Source organism: Pseudoalteromonas sp. McH1-7, assembly GCF_013366255.1.
In the GTDB taxonomy this organism is placed as follows: domain Bacteria; phylum Pseudomonadota; class Gammaproteobacteria; order Enterobacterales; family Alteromonadaceae; genus Pseudoalteromonas; species Pseudoalteromonas peptidolytica.
The window spans coordinates 30899-47866 of sequence record NZ_JABWPQ010000018.1 but is presented as its reverse complement, the minus strand read 5'-3'; the positions used below and the strand labels follow the sequence as shown (position 1 = coordinate 47866).

The following is a 16968-nucleotide window of genomic DNA, read 5'->3' as shown; positions in this document are numbered from 1 at the left end:
TACACGTGACAACGACCCCATTTATTGAATCTGCTAATCAAGTGTTTGCTACTGAGCTTGCAGCAATAGAGGAAGTGCAGCAGTTTGTCGATCAACAGTTTGAGCAAGCTTGTAAAATAATGTTTAATTGCCAAGGTCGAATTATTGTTATTGGTATGGGTAAGTCAGGTCATATTGGAAATAAAATTGCCGCTACACTCGCCAGCACAGGAAGCCCTGCTTTTTTCGTGCACCCAGGTGAGGCTAGTCATGGCGATTTAGGTATGATCACCAAAGATGATGTGGTTTTGATGATATCAAATTCAGGTGAAACCCAAGAAGTTATCTCAATCTTACCGATAATTAAACGTTTAGGTGCACCTGTGATCTCTATGACAGGCAACCCAAGCTCAACCATGGCTCGCAACGCTAGTGTTCACCTTTGCGTTAAAGTGTCAAAAGAGGCGTGCCCACTAGGATTAGCGCCCACAGCAAGTACCACAGCAACGCTGGTTATGGGAGACGCATTAGCAGTTGCTCTACTTGAAGCCAGAGGATTTACTGCCGATGATTTCGCGCTTTCTCACCCGGGAGGAAGTTTAGGCAAACGACTATTACTCACAGTCGCTGACATCATGCACAAAGACAGTGCCATTCCTATGGTCAGTAGCAACTGTACCGTCAAAGAAGCCCTTTTCGAAATGTCTGCAAAAAGTCTTGGAATGACAGCGATTGTCGACGAGCAGACACAATTGCAAGGTATTTTTACAGACGGTGACTTGCGCCGTATCATAGAACAAAAAGTAGACATACACACAACGCCAATCACACAAGTTATGACCGCAAAAAGTACCACCGCACGCGCCGATATGCTCGCTGCTGAGGTGCTAAATATTATGGAAAATAAACGCATCAATGGACTAATTGTGGTTGACGAGAATAATGTCCCTGTGGGTGCATTGAATACCCAAGATTTACTTAGAGCGGGAGTGCTATGATGCAGTTTAGTGACCTTTATCAAGATATCTCAACAGATGCTTGGCAAAAAGCAACTCAAATTAAACTCTTAATTTGCGATATTGACGGTGTATTCTCTGACGGACGCATTTATCTAGGTAACAACGGTGAAGAATTAAAGGCATTCAATACCAAAGACGGCTTCGGTATCAAAGCGCTAGTAAACTGCGGTATTGAGGTTGCGGTCATCACAGGTAGACATTCACAAATAGTTCAGCAACGCATGACTAGTTTAAATGTAACGCATATTTACCAAGGTCAAGAAAACAAGCTAGTGGCATATGAAGCACTAAAAACGCAGCTTAATCTGAAGGATGCAGACATTGCCTATATTGGCGATGATGGCCCTGATCTGCCAGTGATGGAGCAAGTTGGCTTTGCTGTCGCCGTGAATGATGCACATCCGCTGATAAAACGCATTGCCCACTATACCACTTTGATGCCGGGAGGCTTTGGCGCCGTCAGAGAGTTAACAGATCTGCTCATGCTCAGCCAAAACCACCCTCTTACCACTACAGGGTCAAGTACATGACTGTGCTTCGTGTCATTCTGCTCATTACTTTTAGTGCGCTGATGATTTGGCTGTGGTCGCCGATGTTTAACGCATCAGAAATCAACAAGAAAAGTGACGATGAACCACTTGCTAAACCCGATTATGTGGCGACCGCATTAGAGCAGACTACCTACAGTGAAAATGGCTTACTAAACTACCATGTGACTGCTGATAAAATGGAACTTTATCAAGACCTTGGTTTTAGCCACTTTGCAAAACCCATTTTTACATTATATAACGGTGAGCAAAATTGGCAGATAAGCGCATTGGAAGCCACATTATACGAGAACAACACCCTGATTTTAGAAGGGGATGTTTTAGCAAAAAACCTCACACCAGACGCAATGATCAGTACTATCAATGCCGACAATGTCAGGGTTGAAATTAAACAAAAGTTGATGAAATCAGAACACCCCGTCATTATCACAGGCCCTAGCCTTAAAATTACCGGTAAAGGCCTACATGCAGACTTGCAAAAACAGCTGATTGAGCTCATCAACCATACAAAGACAATTTATTATGACCAGTAAAATAATTAACAAATTAGTTTTCTTCGGCTTGCTCGCAAGTTCCACTTTCGCAGCTGCTGCAGAGCAAAATGAAGTCATTATCGATGCTGGCCGTCAGCAAGCTCAACTGCAAAGTAACATAGGCATTTTCGAGCAAAACGTTGTCATTATTCATGGCACAAGAAAAATCAATGCTGATCGTTTGGAAGTGCACCGCCGCGCTGAGCTTGGTTCAAATAAGCAGCTACTAATTGCTACTGGCAACCCTGCGGTTTTTGAAGAAGCTCAGGCAGATGGTACAACCTTACGCGCAGCGGCTAATGAAATTCGCTATGATGTTGCCGAATTAAAATTAGTACTTACTGGCAATGCTGAAATATCGCAAGCGGGTCAAAAAAGTAGTGCACAAGTCATTACTTATCATATCGAAAAGCAACTCATTAGTGCCGAGCGCTCTGAACAGGGCGACTCTCGGGTTAGAACAATTCTGGTTCCTGTTGAAAAGAAATCTGACACCAGCGTGGAAAAAAGTGAAGATCCACAGGAAAAAGGTAACAATTCATGAGCGAGCTCAAAGCAACAGGCTTGGCAAAAAGTTATAAAGGTCGCCAAGTTGTCAAAAATGTAGGACTGAGTGTCGAAGCAGGTAGCATCGTTGGTTTACTTGGCCCTAATGGTGCGGGGAAAACCACTACTTTTTATATGATTGTGGGCTTAGTACCAAGTGACAAAGGCTTTATACAAATCGATGATGATGATATCACCCTACTCCCGATGCACAGTCGCGCACGCCTAGGGATTGGATATTTACCTCAAGAGTCATCCATATTTAGGAAGCTAACGGTATATCAAAACCTCATGGCTATTTTGGAAACCCGCAAAGATTTGTCTAAAGTTGAAAGAGAAGCTCAGCTTAATGAGTTGTTGGATGAATTTAATATCCAACACATCCGTGATTCTCAAGGGATGGCATTATCTGGAGGAGAGAGAAGACGGGTAGAAATTGCTCGTGCTTTAGCCGCTAATCCTAAGTTTATCTTGTTAGATGAACCTTTTGCTGGCGTTGATCCAATTTCAGTGTTAGATATAAAGACAATCATTGAGCACCTTAAAAATCGTGGGATCGGTGTACTGATCACCGACCACAATGTAAGAGAAACGCTGGACGTATGTGAAAAAGCCTACATCGTTTCACACGGTGAATTAATCGCCGCTGGTACGCCAGAACATGTTTTAGCGGATCAAACCGTAAGAGATGTCTACCTAGGCGAACAATTCAAGCTATAGTTAAGACGTAGTATTAATAACTGTTAAAAGGGATTGTTAGAGATACATGAGGCAATCATTACAGCTGCGCATGGGGCAGCAACTTACAATGACTCCACAACTGCAACAAGCCATACGCCTGTTGCAGCTTAGTACGTTGGATCTACAGCAAGAAATACAAGAAGCGTTGGACAGCAACCCACTATTGGAAGTGGAAGAAAGCGATACCGCAGACGCAGAAAGTACTGAACAACAAAGCCAAGATAAAAATAATACGGACGATAGTCAGCAAAGCTCAGATGAAGCGCCTGTCAGCGAGTATGAAATGGACTCAGATACCGCCATGAGCAAAGAAACGGTTAGTGATGATCTTGCCATGGATGTGACTTGGGATGAATATATGAGTGCTGCACCAGCATCAAGCGCAGCTCCTTTACCTGATGATGATAACGTCTACCAGGGAGAGACTTCCGAATCACTACACGACTACCTAATGTGGCAGTTAGAACTTACGCCATTTAGCCCAACAGATAGAGCCATTGCTATTGCCATCATCGAAGCGGTAGATCTGTCTGGCATTTTAACGCTTTCCTGTGAAGATATTTTAGAAAGTATCAATGATGAAAACAGTGAAGAGCCGGTAGAGTTGGATGAAGTCGAAGCCGTACTTAAACGTATCCAGTTGTTTGACCCTGTCGGTATTGCTGCACGAAGTTTGCAAGAATGTTTATGTATTCAGTTAAATCAATTTGCACCTGACACACCGTGGATCACCGAAACCAAGATGATCCTGACCGAGCACATTGATTTACTTGCGAGCCGTGATTACCGTACCTTAGCGAAAAAAACACGCTTAAAAGAAGCTGAGCTAAAAGAAGTTATGACGCTGATCCACAGTCTTAACCCTAAGCCAGCTGCGAGTATTATTCATGAAGAACCAGAATACGTTATTCCAGATGTGTCGGTAAAAAAAGTGAAAGGCCGCTGGGTTGTAGAGCTAAACCCTGATGCGATGCCTAAGATTAGAGTAAATGACCACTACGCTGCGATGTCGAGAACTGCTAAATCGAGTACTGATAGCCAGTTTATTCGCTCACACCTTCAAGAAGCAAAGTGGTTTATTAAGAGCTTAGAAAGTCGCAATGACACTTTATTGAAAGTTACCAATTGCATTGTGCAACAACAACAGGCATTCTTTGAACATGGCCCCGAAGCGATGAGACCTATGGTGTTAAACGATGTCGCAGAGATGGTTGATATGCACGAATCTACGATTTCTCGTGTCACCACCCAAAAGTACATGCACACACCAAGGGGCATATTTGAGCTGAAGTATTTCTTCTCAAGCCATGTCAGTACCGAAAATGGAGGTGAGTGCTCCTCAACAGCAATACGAGCACTCATCAAAAAGCTAATAGCTGCGGAAAACACTGCTAAACCATTAAGTGATAGCAAAATTGCAGATATTTTAGCTGAACAAGGAATTAAGGTAGCGAGACGCACGATTGCAAAATATCGTGAATCCCTAGCCATTCCACCGTCAAATCAGCGTAAAAGCTTGATATAAGACGTTAAACACAAGAAGGAAAAATGCTTATGCAACTAAATTTAACTGGTCGCCATGTAGAAATCACTGACTCTTTAAGAGATTATGTCACCAACAAGTTTGCGAAGCTTGAGAGGCACTTTGATCATATCAATAACGTTCATGTGATCCTTGATGTCGAAAAACTAGTTCAAAAAGCAGAAGCAACATTGCACGTAAATGGCGGCGAGCTATTTGCATCAACAGAGCATCAAGACATGTATGCAGCAATTGATGGCCTGATTGACAAACTAGACCGTCAAGTAATTAAACACAAAGAGAAGCTCACTCGACACTAAAATGAAATTAAGTGAATTAGTGAATAAGGACTGTAGCAAAGCTGCGGTCCTTTTTAGTAGCAAAAAACGTATTCTCGAGTACATTAGCGAATTAGCGCATAGCCAAATCCCTGATACCAGCCAGCACACTATCTTAGATGCCCTTATGGCACGAGAAAAGCTGGGAAGTACAGGTATAGGTAAAGGGATCGCAATTCCTCATGGGCGACTTGAAGGTATTGATAAAATACTGGCGATGGTCTTGGTAAGCGAACAAGGGATCCCGTTTGAGGCGATCGACAAACAGCCTGTCGATATTTTTGTCGCATTCATCGTACCTGAAGGAGATAATCAACAACACTTAAAGACCTTAGCTGCGATTGCTGATACACTCAAAAATAAGTCATTTTGCAAAATGCTCAGGCAAGCGAAAAATGACGATGAGTTATATGCAGTGATCCAAGGTGAATTTGATGAGTGATGAAGAAAAAGGACTCGAGCTTATCATTATCAGTGGCCGTTCTGGTTCTGGTAAGTCTGTAGCACTTCGAGTATTAGAAGATTTAGGCTACTATTGTGTCGACAATATTCCGGTTAATTTACTCCCCTCTTTAGTTCGTAGTGTTTCTGACAACTACAACAAAGTTGCTGTTAGTATCGATGTCCGCAACCTCCCCAAAGAACAAGATGAGTTCAACGATATACTCGAGTACTTACCAGGTTTTGCTAAACCAATCCTGTTTTATCTAGACAGCGATGATCAGACGCTCATTAAACGTTTTTCAGAAACGCGCCGTTTGCATCCATTATCAATACACAACCTGCCTTTAGACGTTGCAATTAAAAAAGAGCGTGAGCTGTTAGATGTATTGACGACTAGAGCTGACTTCTTAATTGATACTACCAGCCTTAGCGTGCACCAACTGGCAGAAGATATTCGTGAAAAGATTTTAGGTCAGAAAAATAAACAACTTATCATTACCTTTGAGTCTTTTGGCTTCAAGCACGGTATTCCAAAACAAGCAGATTACGTATTTGATGCGCGTTTTTTACCAAACCCGCACTGGGAACCAGAGCTAAAGCCATTAACGGGGCTAGATCAGCCGGTAAAAGACTATCTCTCAAGTCATAGCATAGTGCAGAAATTTACTTGGCAAATTCAAACGTTTGTCCAAACTTGGTTGCCACACCTTGAACGAAACAACCGTAGCTACTTAACCATAGCTATAGGCTGTACTGGTGGCCAGCACCGCTCTGTTTATTTAGCACAAACGATTGGTGAGCGCTTTGCAAAAACACACTCTAACGTAAAAATCCGCCATCGTGAGCAAGAGAATAATGTGTGAAGATACATTTTTAATCCAAAATAAGCTTGGATTACATGCTCGAGCAGCGACTGAACTGGCTCAGCTTGCCGTTCAGTTTGATGCAGAGGTGACTTTATATCAGGGCGATAAAAGCGCGTCAGCGGATAGCGTTCTGGCACTGCTACTTCTGGAGAGCAGCCAAGGTAAAGAAGTTAAAGTTGTGTGTAGCGGCCCTGATGCGCAGCCCGCACTGGATGCTATCGGTATGCTGATCCATAATAAGTTCAATGAATCAGAATAACTCCCCACAACCGTAACAGGTATTGTGTCAGCACCAATTCATATAACATGTGCTACACTTCGATACGCAAATTCAATTAAATAAGTCTCGCCTACTCGCCTGTAAACCTTGGTAGAACAAAGAAAACTGCGTTACACTGTAGTGGCTGTTAGCGCTAAAACTGGCTGCTAGAAGGGCGTGATACCAACTGTCTTAATACTTGCTCAATTTGAAGGGGTAAGCCTGACGCTAGTAACTGCGTTAAAAAACTCTTATTTAGAATAAATTAATGCTCCTAAGCTGAGGTGATTATTTCGATACATGAGGCTAAACGAAGCTAGTATGGTATATCCCAGTTTTGAGTCGGTTGAGGTGGTAATTCATTTATAATAAATAAAGCTAGAATAAACTGGCAGCCCACCCACGGAAATATATTGTGTCACATTTTTACAAGACATGGTTTCTGAATACATTACAGCATGTTGGGGCGAGCAAACCACTATCATTTACTGTCAACATTATCAAAAAGGACGCGTATGCCTGAAGTATTTGAACAAGACTATACACTGGAGCAACTTCAAAAGGTTACCAAAGCCTTAAACAGTGGTCAGTTTGTTCAAGTAAGGCGTATGCTAGCAGAAACCGCTCCTTGTGATACCGCACTCCTACTAGAGTCATCACCTCATAAAGTTCGCTCTATGCTCTGGCAACTTGTTGACCCAGATATTCAAGGGGATGTGCTCGAGGAACTGTCTGAGGATGTAAGGCTAGGGATCATCGCTCAGATGGAACCTGAGCTTATCGCAGCTGCAACCGAAGACATGGATGATGATGACTTAGGTGATGTCCTTCGTAGCCTTCCTGATACCGTTTATCAGGATGTTATCGGTGCGATGGATACACAGGATAGAGAGCGTGCTACACAGGCATTATCCTACAAGGAGAACTCCGCTGGCGCTCTGATGAGCACAGATACGGTCACTATACGGCCAGATGTCACTTTGGAAGTGGTATTTAGGTACCTTCGCCTCAAAGGTGAGCTACCTGATGGTACTGATGAGCTGTATGTCGTGGATAAAGATAACTGCTTTTTAGGCACGCTACCTGTCAATATTTTACTCACTAATTCACCAGATAGTATTGTTCGCGAGTTGATGGATGAAGATAAGGAAACCATTCCTATCTCCATGGATGAATCTGAGGTTGCACAACTGTTTGAGCGTCATAACTGGATTTCAGCTCCTGTCGTTGACGATAATGCCCACCTTCTCGGCCGTGTTACCATTGATGATGTGGTCGATGTTATTCGTGAAGATGCCGAGCACAGTCTATTAAGTATGGCCGGTCTTGAGGACGAGGAAGACACCTTTGCTCCTGTTCTTAAAAGTAGCAAGCGCCGTTCAATTTGGCTGGGCATAAACTTGCTTACAGCGTTAATGGCAGCATTCGTCGCCAGCTTTTTCGAAGGTACTTTAGATATTTTGCCAATCCTTGCAGTACTAAATGGCATCGTACCAAGTATGGGTGGGGTTGCAGGTAGTCAAACGTTAACACTGGTTATTCGTGGTATAGCCCTTGGTCATATCAATCAAACCAACCAGAAGTTTTTAATGGGTAAAGAGCTGGCCATTGGTGCATTAAATGGGTTGCTATGGTCGTTGTTAATCGCGGGTGTCATTGCAGTGTGGCAGTGGGATTTCACACTCGGTGCAGTCATCGCCTTCGCTATGTTTATGAATTTAGTCGCAGCGGGTATTGCTGGTGCAAGTATCCCAATTATGCTGAAAAAAATGAATATCGACCCTGCTCTAGCAGGAAGTGTGGTGCTAACAACAGTCACTGATATTGTCGGAATTTTTGCATTCCTTGGCACTGCAACTTGGCTGCTCGTTTAACAATGACAGATAATGCTGGCAATACCGCCAGCATTACTTAATAGGGTGCAGTGTTATTCTCCTGCAATCTGCATGCTATTGAGTAGCACCGAACCAGTTTGTACCGCGCCTCGACATTCGATATCACCACCTAACCCTTCAATGTTGGCAAACATGTCTTTTAGATTACCTGCAATCGTGATTTCACTGACAGGATACTGTATCACACCATTTTCTACCCAAAACCCTGCTGCACCTCTTGAGTAGTCACCAGTTACCGTATTGACCCCCTGTCCCATCAACTCGGTTACCAGTAAACCTGTGCCCATAGTCGCCAGTAAAGCGCTCAAGTCATCATGGGTAGGTTTTACTAGCCAATTATGTATACCACCAGCATGCCCTGTAGCTTGCATATTCATCCTGCGCGCCGCATAACTTGCCAATAAGTAAGTATTCAGTACACCGTCTGTGATAATTTCACGATCTATTGTTTTCACTCCTTCACTATCAAATGGGCTTGATGCTAACCCTTGCAGCAAATGAGGCTTCTCTTCGATATTGACACAAGTATTAAAAATTTGAGTATCTAAAGAGTCCATTAAGAAACTTGATTTTCGATACAAAGCGCCACCACCAATGGCTGACACTAAGTGTCCAAATAAGCTATTGGCAATATCAGCGCGGAAAATCACAGGCACTTTGCGTGTAGATAGCTTTTGACTACCTAGCTTCGCTAACGTCGACTGAGCCGCTTCAAGTCCAACAGCATTAGCAGATTTAAGCTCAGTATGTACGCGGGAAAGCGTAAACGCAGAGTCTCTTTGCATTTGCTCTGCTTCTTTCCCTATTACCATAGTGCTTAAACTGTGTCTTGTTCGTGGAAAGCCCGCGATCAGTCCATGACTATTACCATACACTCGGATCCCTTGGTGACTGGATAAACTCGCACCATCCGAGTTAACTATTCTGGGGTCGTAGTCAAGCGCTGCTTTTTCCGCCGCGATACACTGCTCTATGGCTTCATCCGGAGAAACTTCCCACGGGTGAAATAGATCTAGTTCAGGAGGAGACATTTCCAATAGCGCCTCATCTGCGACCCCATTACAAGGATCATCCGATGTAAACTTGGCGATATCGATTGCCTTTTCTACAACCGAGCGCAATGCCTTAGGGCTAAGATCAGCTGTCGATGCAGAACCTTTGTGGTTGCCAACATATACACTTATCCCCAGCCCACCATCTTGGTTAAATTCAATGGTTTCAACCTCTCCCATACGCGTACTTACAGATAACCCTGAGGTACTTGACATTGCAGCCTCAGCGGAGGTTGCTCCTAGTTTTTTTGCCTGTGCAAGTACTTCAGCAACAGCATTTTTTACATCATCAATTTGGCTAAATATTGGGTGTTGTTGAGGTTGAGTCATAGATACCTTGTCCGCTTGCTCATCTGACTAAAGCTGATTAAGTTAATATGCTAACACAGCTACTCACTATTGTAGTGATCAATTGTGGTATACTCTAGGGTTAGAGACCTTAATTATTCAAAGTATAGACAAGAGCAATGGCTAAACACGAGCAACCGACTGAAGAAGAGATTATTTACGTTTCCAAAAGTGAGCTAAAACGTGAGGCGCAGGAATTACACGAGCTTGGCTGTGAGATTGCAGGGCTGGGTAAAAAACAGCGTGAGAAGCTCCCTTTAACCGATGAGCTCAAAGAAGCAATGGCCGTTGCTGATAAGATCCGAGCCAAAACAGATGCTTATCGCCGTCACATGAATTATATCTCGAAAACGTTACGTACCACTGCAAACATTGATGATATTCAAGCGGCAATGGATTTACTCCTTAATAAGAACAACCAAGCAGACGTTTTGCTCAATAAAATTGAGCATATTCGAGATGATGTTATTGCCAAGGGTGACAGTAAAATTAACGAATTATTGCTAGAGTACCCTGAACTTGAGCGCCAAAAAATGCGCCAAATGGCACGCCAAGCAAGCAAAGAGTTAAAGGCAGAGAAACCTGGTAAAGCGTACAGAGAGCTATTTCAATATTTAAAAGAAGTGATTATGCCATAGCTCACCCGGGCCAATGAATAAGGACAAAAAGGCGCATCAGCGCCTTTTTATTGTCGACAAAATAGTATTAAGCGGTGCCACCCACTGTTAGCTCATCAATTTTCAAGCTTGGCTGACCAACACCAACAGGAACGCTTTGGCCATCTTTACCACACACACCAACACCTCTATCTAACGATAAATCATTACCAACCATAGAAACTTTTTTCATCACTTCAGGGCCATTGCCAATCAAAGTGGCTCCTTTAATCGGTTGGGTGATCTTGCCATTTTCGATTAGGTAGGCTTCTGAAGCTGAAAATACAAACTTACCAGACGTAATATCGACCTGACCGCCACCAAAATTATTAGCAAATATGCCTTTATCAACGCTGCGGATGATTTCCTCTTGCGTATGCTCTCCCGCTAACATGTAGGTATTTGTCATTCTCGGCATAGGTAGATGCGCATATGACTCGCGACGAGCATTACCTGTTGGCGCAACTCCCATCAAGCTCGCATTTTGCTTGTCCTGCATGTAGCCTTTTAAAATACCGTTTTCAATCAACACATTGTAAGCTGCTGGAGTCCCTTCATCATCTATATTTAAAGAGCCTCTGCGATTAGCAAGCGTACCATCGTCAACCACAGTACATAAGCTAGAAGCAACTTGTTCACCAATACGGCCGCTAAATGCTGATGCACCTTTACGGTTAAAGTCACCTTCTAAGCCGTGTCCAACAGCCTCATGCAACAAAACTCCAGGCCAACCAGAACCGAGGACGACAGGCATAGTGCCTGCCGGAGCATCAATGGCTTCAAGATTAATTTGAGCTTGCCTTACCGCTTCTTTTGCAAACTGCATCCATCTAGGTTCACCATCTACCAATTCCTTAAAGTAGCCATAATCTAAACGCGCACCACCTCCAGCACTGCCGCGTTCACGGCGACCATTTTTCTCTAATAGTACTGAGCAATTTAAGCGAATTAATGGACGAATATCGGTCGCAAATGTACCGTCACTCGCAGCAATTAACACCTCTTCATATACCGCGGATAATGAGCTAACGACTTGTTGTGCTTCTGGTGCTAAGTCACGGATACATTGCTCCATTTCTCTTAACAGAGACACCTTATCAGCATCAGCCATGCTAGTAATAGGTTGTGCTGGTTGGAATTGGATTGGTGCTGATACATCGCTAAATACTTGCACTTTATGACTTTCACCAGTTTGTGCAATACTACGCGCAGCCTCAGCCGCTTTATTTAATGCTTCAATATTGATGGCATCTGAATAACTAAAACCCGTTTTTTCACCACTGACGGCACGCACACCAACGCCACGCTCAATATTGTAGCTACCATCTTTGACTATACCGTCTTCAAGTACCCAGGTTTCGTGGTGACTCGATTGAAAGTATAAATCGGCATAATTTACTTTGTGCTGGTGAATATAATCAAGCGTTTGTGTAAGTTGCTCTCTCGTCAGCTGGCTATTGGTCAGTAAATTTTGCTCTACATTACTCATAAAAACTCACTTTTAAATCGGTTGTGATCCATTACCGGCATGTTTCTTCGGATAGAATCAAGAAGTGCTCTATCAATCTTTTGGGAGATGGGCTCCAAACTCGTCTTTGTGTCTGCCAAAATCTCACCCCAAGGTGATACGATTAAGCTATGACCGTATGTTTCTCTACCATTTTCATGGTTACCAGACTGTGCAGCCGCTACCACATAGCACTGATTTTCAATTGCTCTTGCTTGTAACAAGGGCTGCCAATGCGCTGCCCCTGTTGCACAAGTAAACGCACTAGGAACTAAAAATAGCTCAGCGCCTAATACTCTCATCGCTTGATATAAGCTTGCAAAGCGTAAGTCATAACATACACTGAAGCCAATTTTACCGAATGGACTGTCAGCAACCACTATCTCCTGTCCAGGAAGGGTTCGCTCAGACTCTCGGTATTGTTTAGTCTTGTCACTTATATTGGCATCAAATAGGTGGATCTTATTGTAGCGTGCTACTATCTCTCCACACGAGTTAAATAAATAGCTGGCTGCCAAGTACTTTTCATCAACACCCAGTGTTGCAATAGTGCCAGCAGCAAGCCAAATGCCATATTGACGACAAAGAGCTGATAGCTCTGTAAGGTACTGCTCACTGTGATGTGCACCTTCCCAAGCTTGCTGCGCATTCTCACAAAATGCCAGCCAGCTTTCAGGCAAGCAAACTAAAGTTTCTTCCTCAATGACCAACAAAGCTAACTGACGACGCAGATAAGCTAGGTTTACCTCTGCGGTCTGTGCCGAGCACATCGGTAATGCGATGACTTTAGCCATTGCCACCTTCCTTATTTTGCGGCTCTATGGACTGCTTTTCTTGTTTAAGTGTAGCATCCCCACTTTGAACTGGGGGCTCAGTTGCTTCGTTCTGGTTGTCACTTTTTATTGTTTCGTCGTCTGGTAATTGCTCACTTACCGGAATAATAGGCGTCGGTAACTCGACCTCTTTACTCTTACGATCAACCTCTGTCACTATGGGTTCTTGCATCGTGCCGGTGATCTTAAAGTTTATTTCAGAGATAACCCGTGCAGAGTGGATCACTTTGTCTAGTGCCAATGCCGCCAACCCAGTAACGGGATTCACCGCCCACGCCATTATCACAGGTAAACTGGAGGTGACTTGGGGTGCTACAGCCAAATCATAATTAATTTCGTACGTATTGAGATCAGTATAACCCCGTATAGCTAAATCTGCTGGTACGCCATCTAATTTAGTGTCTTCAGTGACTGCTACACCATTATTTAAGTGTACTGAGCCACTCATACCATTGTAAAAAAAACCTTTGGAGAACACGTCTCTGAAGTCAAGGCGCAGTTTTCTAATCAACGAATCTAAACTCAATAATGAAAATACCCGCGCCCCTTTATCGCTTATCTCTGCCAAATGCCCTTCCCCTAAGCGCCATGTTACGGTTCCAGCAAGACTTGGCATGTCCAAATCATAGGGCGCACCTTGCCAGTCCATAGCAAACTCTATATTGGCGCGAGAGTCTTTGATAGTAGATGTAATATCAAATTCATCCATTAATTCCCCAAAATCATCACTGGCAAGTACGCCCGTTAGGCTCGTTTTCCCTTGTTCAAACCGGCCACTGGCATTTAATTTATGTTCTTTTTTATCAATAACTAACTCGGAAATAATCAGCTTGTTACCGTCACCAAATAAAGAAAGGTTCACCTTGTCTAATTGATAGTCATCAACCTTACAGTCGGCACATACAAATTCAGTGGCAGGCAATTCGAGTAACCAGTCAAGAGAATCAATCTCTGCGGGTAAACCTTGCTGTGATGACGCCTCTTTGGGCAAATTAAGTCGTAAATAGTCACTATTAATGTGTATCGGTCGGCTAGAACTAGACCTTGGTATTGCTACCTGAGTGCGCATTTCTTTACTATTGATTTTAAGCTGCATAGCGCCATTTAAAGGCGTCATTGCAAAATCAACATCGTAAAATGGAATATCCGAAAAAGTTACTTTTGAAAACGTCCCACTAACCTGATTCAATGCAGGCAAAAATGCGCTGTCGGTATCACTACTTGGTACCGAAACAATACGGTCAATCAAAGGTAACCAAGGAAGCAGTTCGATCTCTTGTTGTTTTATCGTAATATCAAACCCTTCGCTATTTAAGCCTTCGTCTTTACTTCCGATTATCAGATGCGCATTGCGCATGGTCCCCGTGCTGTTATCTATGATGCCATTAAAATACAATTGACTGTCTAGTCTTGCCGTGATCAGGTTAGAAATATCATCACCTAGCACCGTACCACTTAGTAGTTTGGTTTGATGTGCTGGTTTAGCAAACTGATCAGGTAAATAACTAGTTATACCACGTAGATCACTATCAAACGTTGCTTTGTAGTTGAAGCCAGAGTCAGCAAAGTTGAGTGTTAACTTAGTATTGAGCATGCTAATCCCCTCAAAATAGCCATCAATAATGCCATTTGCATAGGGTGTTAGTTGGGTGATTCCAGCTTGTAAGCCAATCTTGCTACTCACTTGATAACTTTGCTTGTTACCTGAGCCGGATAAATTCATAGACAGTGGCATATCAAGCCAAGTCGCAGTTAACTCATTCACCTGAATATTGTCATCATCGAATGCGATGATGCCATTTACCTTCTCCAACTGCATACCTGGTTTTGCTAAAAAAACCGAATTATCTTTAAGATAAACATCGCCTTGAGCACGCACAGCGCCATCATGTAAATCCATAGTGAGAAGCACTTCTCCTGTCGTGTTCCCTTTTGCCTGAACAATTTCTAATATATTTTCGAGCGGATCAGCAATTGGCGTTGCACTGAAGAAAGGTTGTAATGTACTGGCTTCAGTGTTGTGAAGAATATCTACAGTGAGTACATCTGCTTGATTGAGATCTTCAATGCTAACCACCACACCTTGATCAACTGTCTGATTAACCAGTTCACCACGATGTACATAAATATCCATTCTTTCATTTGCAAAGTGTAAAGTAACATCGCCAGACGTTACGCTTGGCCAACCGGGTGCAAAGTTAAATTTAACTTCATTCAAACGTGATTTAACTTCAAACTGGCCTTGCTTATCAGCAAACGGGAAATGCGAGAGAGGACCATTAAGTAACACTTGGGTTTGTAAATGCTGACCGCCCTGTATACCTGATTCTAGATAGTCGACTAGGCTTTTACGCATGATACTTACCGGATAATATCGAGACGCTATCTCACCTCGCCCACCCGATAACTCTGCATATAAGTCTAAAGTAGGATCGTCATTTAATTGTAATGAAAACTCCGCAGCTAACGCCACGTCTTGATTACTTATCCAAAAATTAGGGCTAGAAACTTGCCACCCTCTTAGCTGTTGTTCTCGGATGAAAATATCACCACTTAACTGTTGAATTTCAATATTATTCTTAAAGGTTTCTTTTGATAAAAGCTCACTTTGATCAACACTAACATTTAACCTAACTTGATTATCCAACGCCACAACTTCTAATCGTGCGCCATAAATACCTGGGATCCCTTGATACGGTTCCACTGCAATATTTTCAACGACCCCCCATGCTGACCATGAAGCGTCATCGCTAATACTGAACTTAGCCGCACTCAGTTGGCCATTAGGATTCATACCATAAAGTAAGTCCCGCCCAGGAAACTGCGCCAGTTGGGCCAACTCCGCCAGTAAACTAGCGTTGATATTTTCGAGCCAAAACGTTTTATTGTGCTTAAGCCATTTTGCTTCAAGCTGGATTGGTTCGAGTGCTTTTTGGTTATGCGTAAACTGAATACCACTACTTTGGATCCACAGGCCTTCAGAATCGGGGGTGAGTAGAAATTGTGCGTCATCTAATACCAGCGTGCGCTCACGCTCATCCTCAACCCATGTCAACGCACTTGGTTTAATGTCTACCGTGATGTCTTGCAGCTCGCCCTGTTCAAACCCAAGCCATAGTTGCGCATTAATGTCTGCACTGAGGTTGGGATAGGTTAACGTCACAAGTTCTTCTAACCAGTCAACAGGATCTACTTTGTCAGCAGACACATAAATATCGCCCGCCAGTTCACTTAGCTTTCTTCCGGATAAAGATATGCGAGCATTGAACTGTCCCTGCGAAAACCCCGGTAATGCAATTTCCCCTATCCCTTCATGCAACGCGCTGGAGTTTTGCCATACCAGGTCTTTAAGCAGTAAGCGATGTGTTTTACCACTGGCAAAGGTAATGTTAAGGCGACTGCTTTGCACAGCAAAGTGCCCCACATCTCCCAAAAACAGACTTTCAAGCAGTGCTTGCTGCTCAAATTCATTTTGCTCTTGGGTATTACTGAGCTTGCGAAGGTCAATATCAGCTTCAAAACCTTCCAACACAAAGTAATTAGATGCGATTTGCATCTGCCGCACAGACTCAAACACATTCAGCTGTAATGAAGTTTTCGCAATATTAATGGAAATAGGCGAATTCTGGTTATCTTTAAAAGAGAGTGATTCCAGCACTAAAGCTGGGCCATTACCCTCCCAGCTTGCACTAATTTGTCCTATACTGATGTCAACATTGAGCTGCTTTTGGATAAGCGCTTCGATGTTACTTTTATAATCATTTGCATAGGGCAAGGCATACTTTAACGCAGACACCAGCACCGCAAGTGTCACTAAAGTGATCGCAAAAATTTGCCATGCTTTGCGCAGGCAGAAAAAACAAACGGCCTTAGCCTGCATGT

The 16968-nt window shown here is 43.2% G+C and carries 16 protein-coding genes; 12 read left to right on the top strand and 4 right to left on the bottom strand.

Translation table 11 applies throughout. The features are described from left to right. The first annotated feature begins 5 nt into the window (after nucleotides 1-5). The 11 genes from HUZ36_RS13560 to mgtE all read left to right on the top strand — a co-directional run bounded on the left by HUZ36_RS13560 (nucleotide 6) and on the right by mgtE (nucleotide 8669). Complete coding sequence (locus tag HUZ36_RS13560) at nucleotides 6-977, top strand: KpsF/GutQ family sugar-phosphate isomerase (protein WP_128730850.1); 972 nt, start codon at nucleotides 6-8, stop codon at nucleotides 975-977. Continuing rightward, nucleotides 977-1528, top strand: a complete 552-nt coding sequence (gene kdsC, locus HUZ36_RS13555) for a 3-deoxy-manno-octulosonate-8-phosphatase KdsC (RefSeq protein WP_125251213.1) — start codon at nucleotides 977-979, stop codon at nucleotides 1526-1528. Before HUZ36_RS13560 ends, kdsC begins: the two co-directional genes overlap by 1 nt. Further along, nucleotides 1525-2079, top strand: coding sequence for an LPS export ABC transporter periplasmic protein LptC (lptC, locus tag HUZ36_RS13550; protein WP_176033138.1), 555 nt, complete (start codon nucleotides 1525-1527; stop codon nucleotides 2077-2079). Before kdsC ends, lptC begins: the two co-directional genes overlap by 4 nt. Beyond that, a complete protein-coding gene (lptA, locus tag HUZ36_RS13545; protein ID WP_176033137.1) occupies nucleotides 2069-2623 on the top strand; it encodes a lipopolysaccharide transport periplasmic protein LptA in 555 nt (184 codons plus the stop codon). Before lptC ends, lptA begins: the two co-directional genes overlap by 11 nt. Beyond that, nucleotides 2620-3345, top strand: a complete 726-nt coding sequence (lptB, locus tag HUZ36_RS13540) for an LPS export ABC transporter ATP-binding protein (protein ID WP_176033136.1) — start codon at nucleotides 2620-2622, stop codon at nucleotides 3343-3345. Before lptA ends, lptB begins: the two co-directional genes overlap by 4 nt. 46 nt (nucleotides 3346-3391) lie before the next feature. Continuing rightward, a complete protein-coding gene (locus HUZ36_RS13535; RefSeq protein ID WP_176033135.1) occupies nucleotides 3392-4891 on the top strand; it encodes an RNA polymerase factor sigma-54 in 1500 nt (499 codons plus the stop codon). A 29-nt stretch (nucleotides 4892-4920) separates the two neighbouring features. Beyond that, on the top strand, nucleotides 4921-5208 hold the full coding sequence (gene hpf, locus HUZ36_RS13530) for a ribosome hibernation promoting factor (protein WP_010376661.1): 288 nt from the start codon (nucleotides 4921-4923) through the stop codon (nucleotides 5206-5208). 1 nt (nucleotide 5209) lies between these two features. Further along, nucleotides 5210-5668 (top strand): PTS sugar transporter subunit IIA, encoded by a 459-nt coding sequence (locus HUZ36_RS13525; protein WP_125251178.1) that lies wholly within the window; start codon nucleotides 5210-5212, stop codon nucleotides 5666-5668. Next, the gene (rapZ, locus tag HUZ36_RS13520; RefSeq protein WP_128730847.1) at nucleotides 5661-6533 is read left to right on the top strand and encodes an RNase adapter RapZ; all 873 of its coding nucleotides are present in this window, start codon (nucleotides 5661-5663) and stop codon (nucleotides 6531-6533) included. The genes HUZ36_RS13525 and rapZ overlap by 8 nt, the downstream gene beginning before the upstream one ends. Further along, a complete protein-coding gene (locus tag HUZ36_RS13515; RefSeq protein ID WP_167508234.1) occupies nucleotides 6523-6795 on the top strand; it encodes an HPr family phosphocarrier protein in 273 nt (90 codons plus the stop codon). The genes rapZ and HUZ36_RS13515 overlap by 11 nt, the downstream gene beginning before the upstream one ends. 515 nt (nucleotides 6796-7310) lie before the next feature. Further along, nucleotides 7311-8669 carry a magnesium transporter gene (gene mgtE, locus HUZ36_RS13510; protein ID WP_125251181.1) on the top strand — a complete coding sequence of 453 codons (1359 nt, stop codon included), beginning with the start codon at nucleotides 7311-7313 and terminating at the stop codon, nucleotides 8667-8669. Nucleotides 8670-8722: 53 nt separating this feature from the next. On the opposite strand, the gene pmbA is transcribed toward mgtE, so the two are convergent. Beyond that, on the bottom strand, nucleotides 8723-10072 hold the full coding sequence (gene pmbA, locus HUZ36_RS13505; RefSeq protein ID WP_176033134.1) for a metalloprotease PmbA: 1350 nt from the start codon (nucleotides 10070-10072) through the stop codon (nucleotides 8723-8725). A 137-nt stretch (nucleotides 10073-10209) separates the two neighbouring features. On the opposite strand from pmbA, the gene yjgA reads away from it, so the two are divergent. Beyond that, a complete protein-coding gene (yjgA, locus tag HUZ36_RS13500) occupies nucleotides 10210-10728 on the top strand; it encodes a ribosome biogenesis factor YjgA (protein WP_125251183.1) in 519 nt (172 codons plus the stop codon). A gap of 67 nt (nucleotides 10729-10795) precedes the next feature. On the opposite strand, the gene tldD is transcribed toward yjgA, so the two are convergent. From tldD to HUZ36_RS13485, 3 genes are read right to left on the bottom strand one after another with little or no spacing between them, the layout of a single operon-like run. After that, nucleotides 10796-12235 carry a metalloprotease TldD gene (tldD, locus tag HUZ36_RS13495; protein WP_128730845.1) on the bottom strand — a complete coding sequence of 480 codons (1440 nt, stop codon included), beginning with the start codon at nucleotides 12233-12235 and terminating at the stop codon, nucleotides 10796-10798. Then, entirely contained in the window at nucleotides 12232-13047 is an 816-nt protein-coding gene (locus HUZ36_RS13490) for a carbon-nitrogen hydrolase family protein (RefSeq protein WP_176033133.1), read from the bottom strand. Before HUZ36_RS13490 ends, tldD begins: the two co-directional genes overlap by 4 nt. Beyond that, complete coding sequence (locus tag HUZ36_RS13485) at nucleotides 13040-16966, bottom strand: YhdP family protein (protein ID WP_176033132.1); 3927 nt, start codon at nucleotides 16964-16966, stop codon at nucleotides 13040-13042. Before HUZ36_RS13485 ends, HUZ36_RS13490 begins: the two co-directional genes overlap by 8 nt. Between the last annotated feature and the right edge of the window lie 2 nt (nucleotides 16967-16968).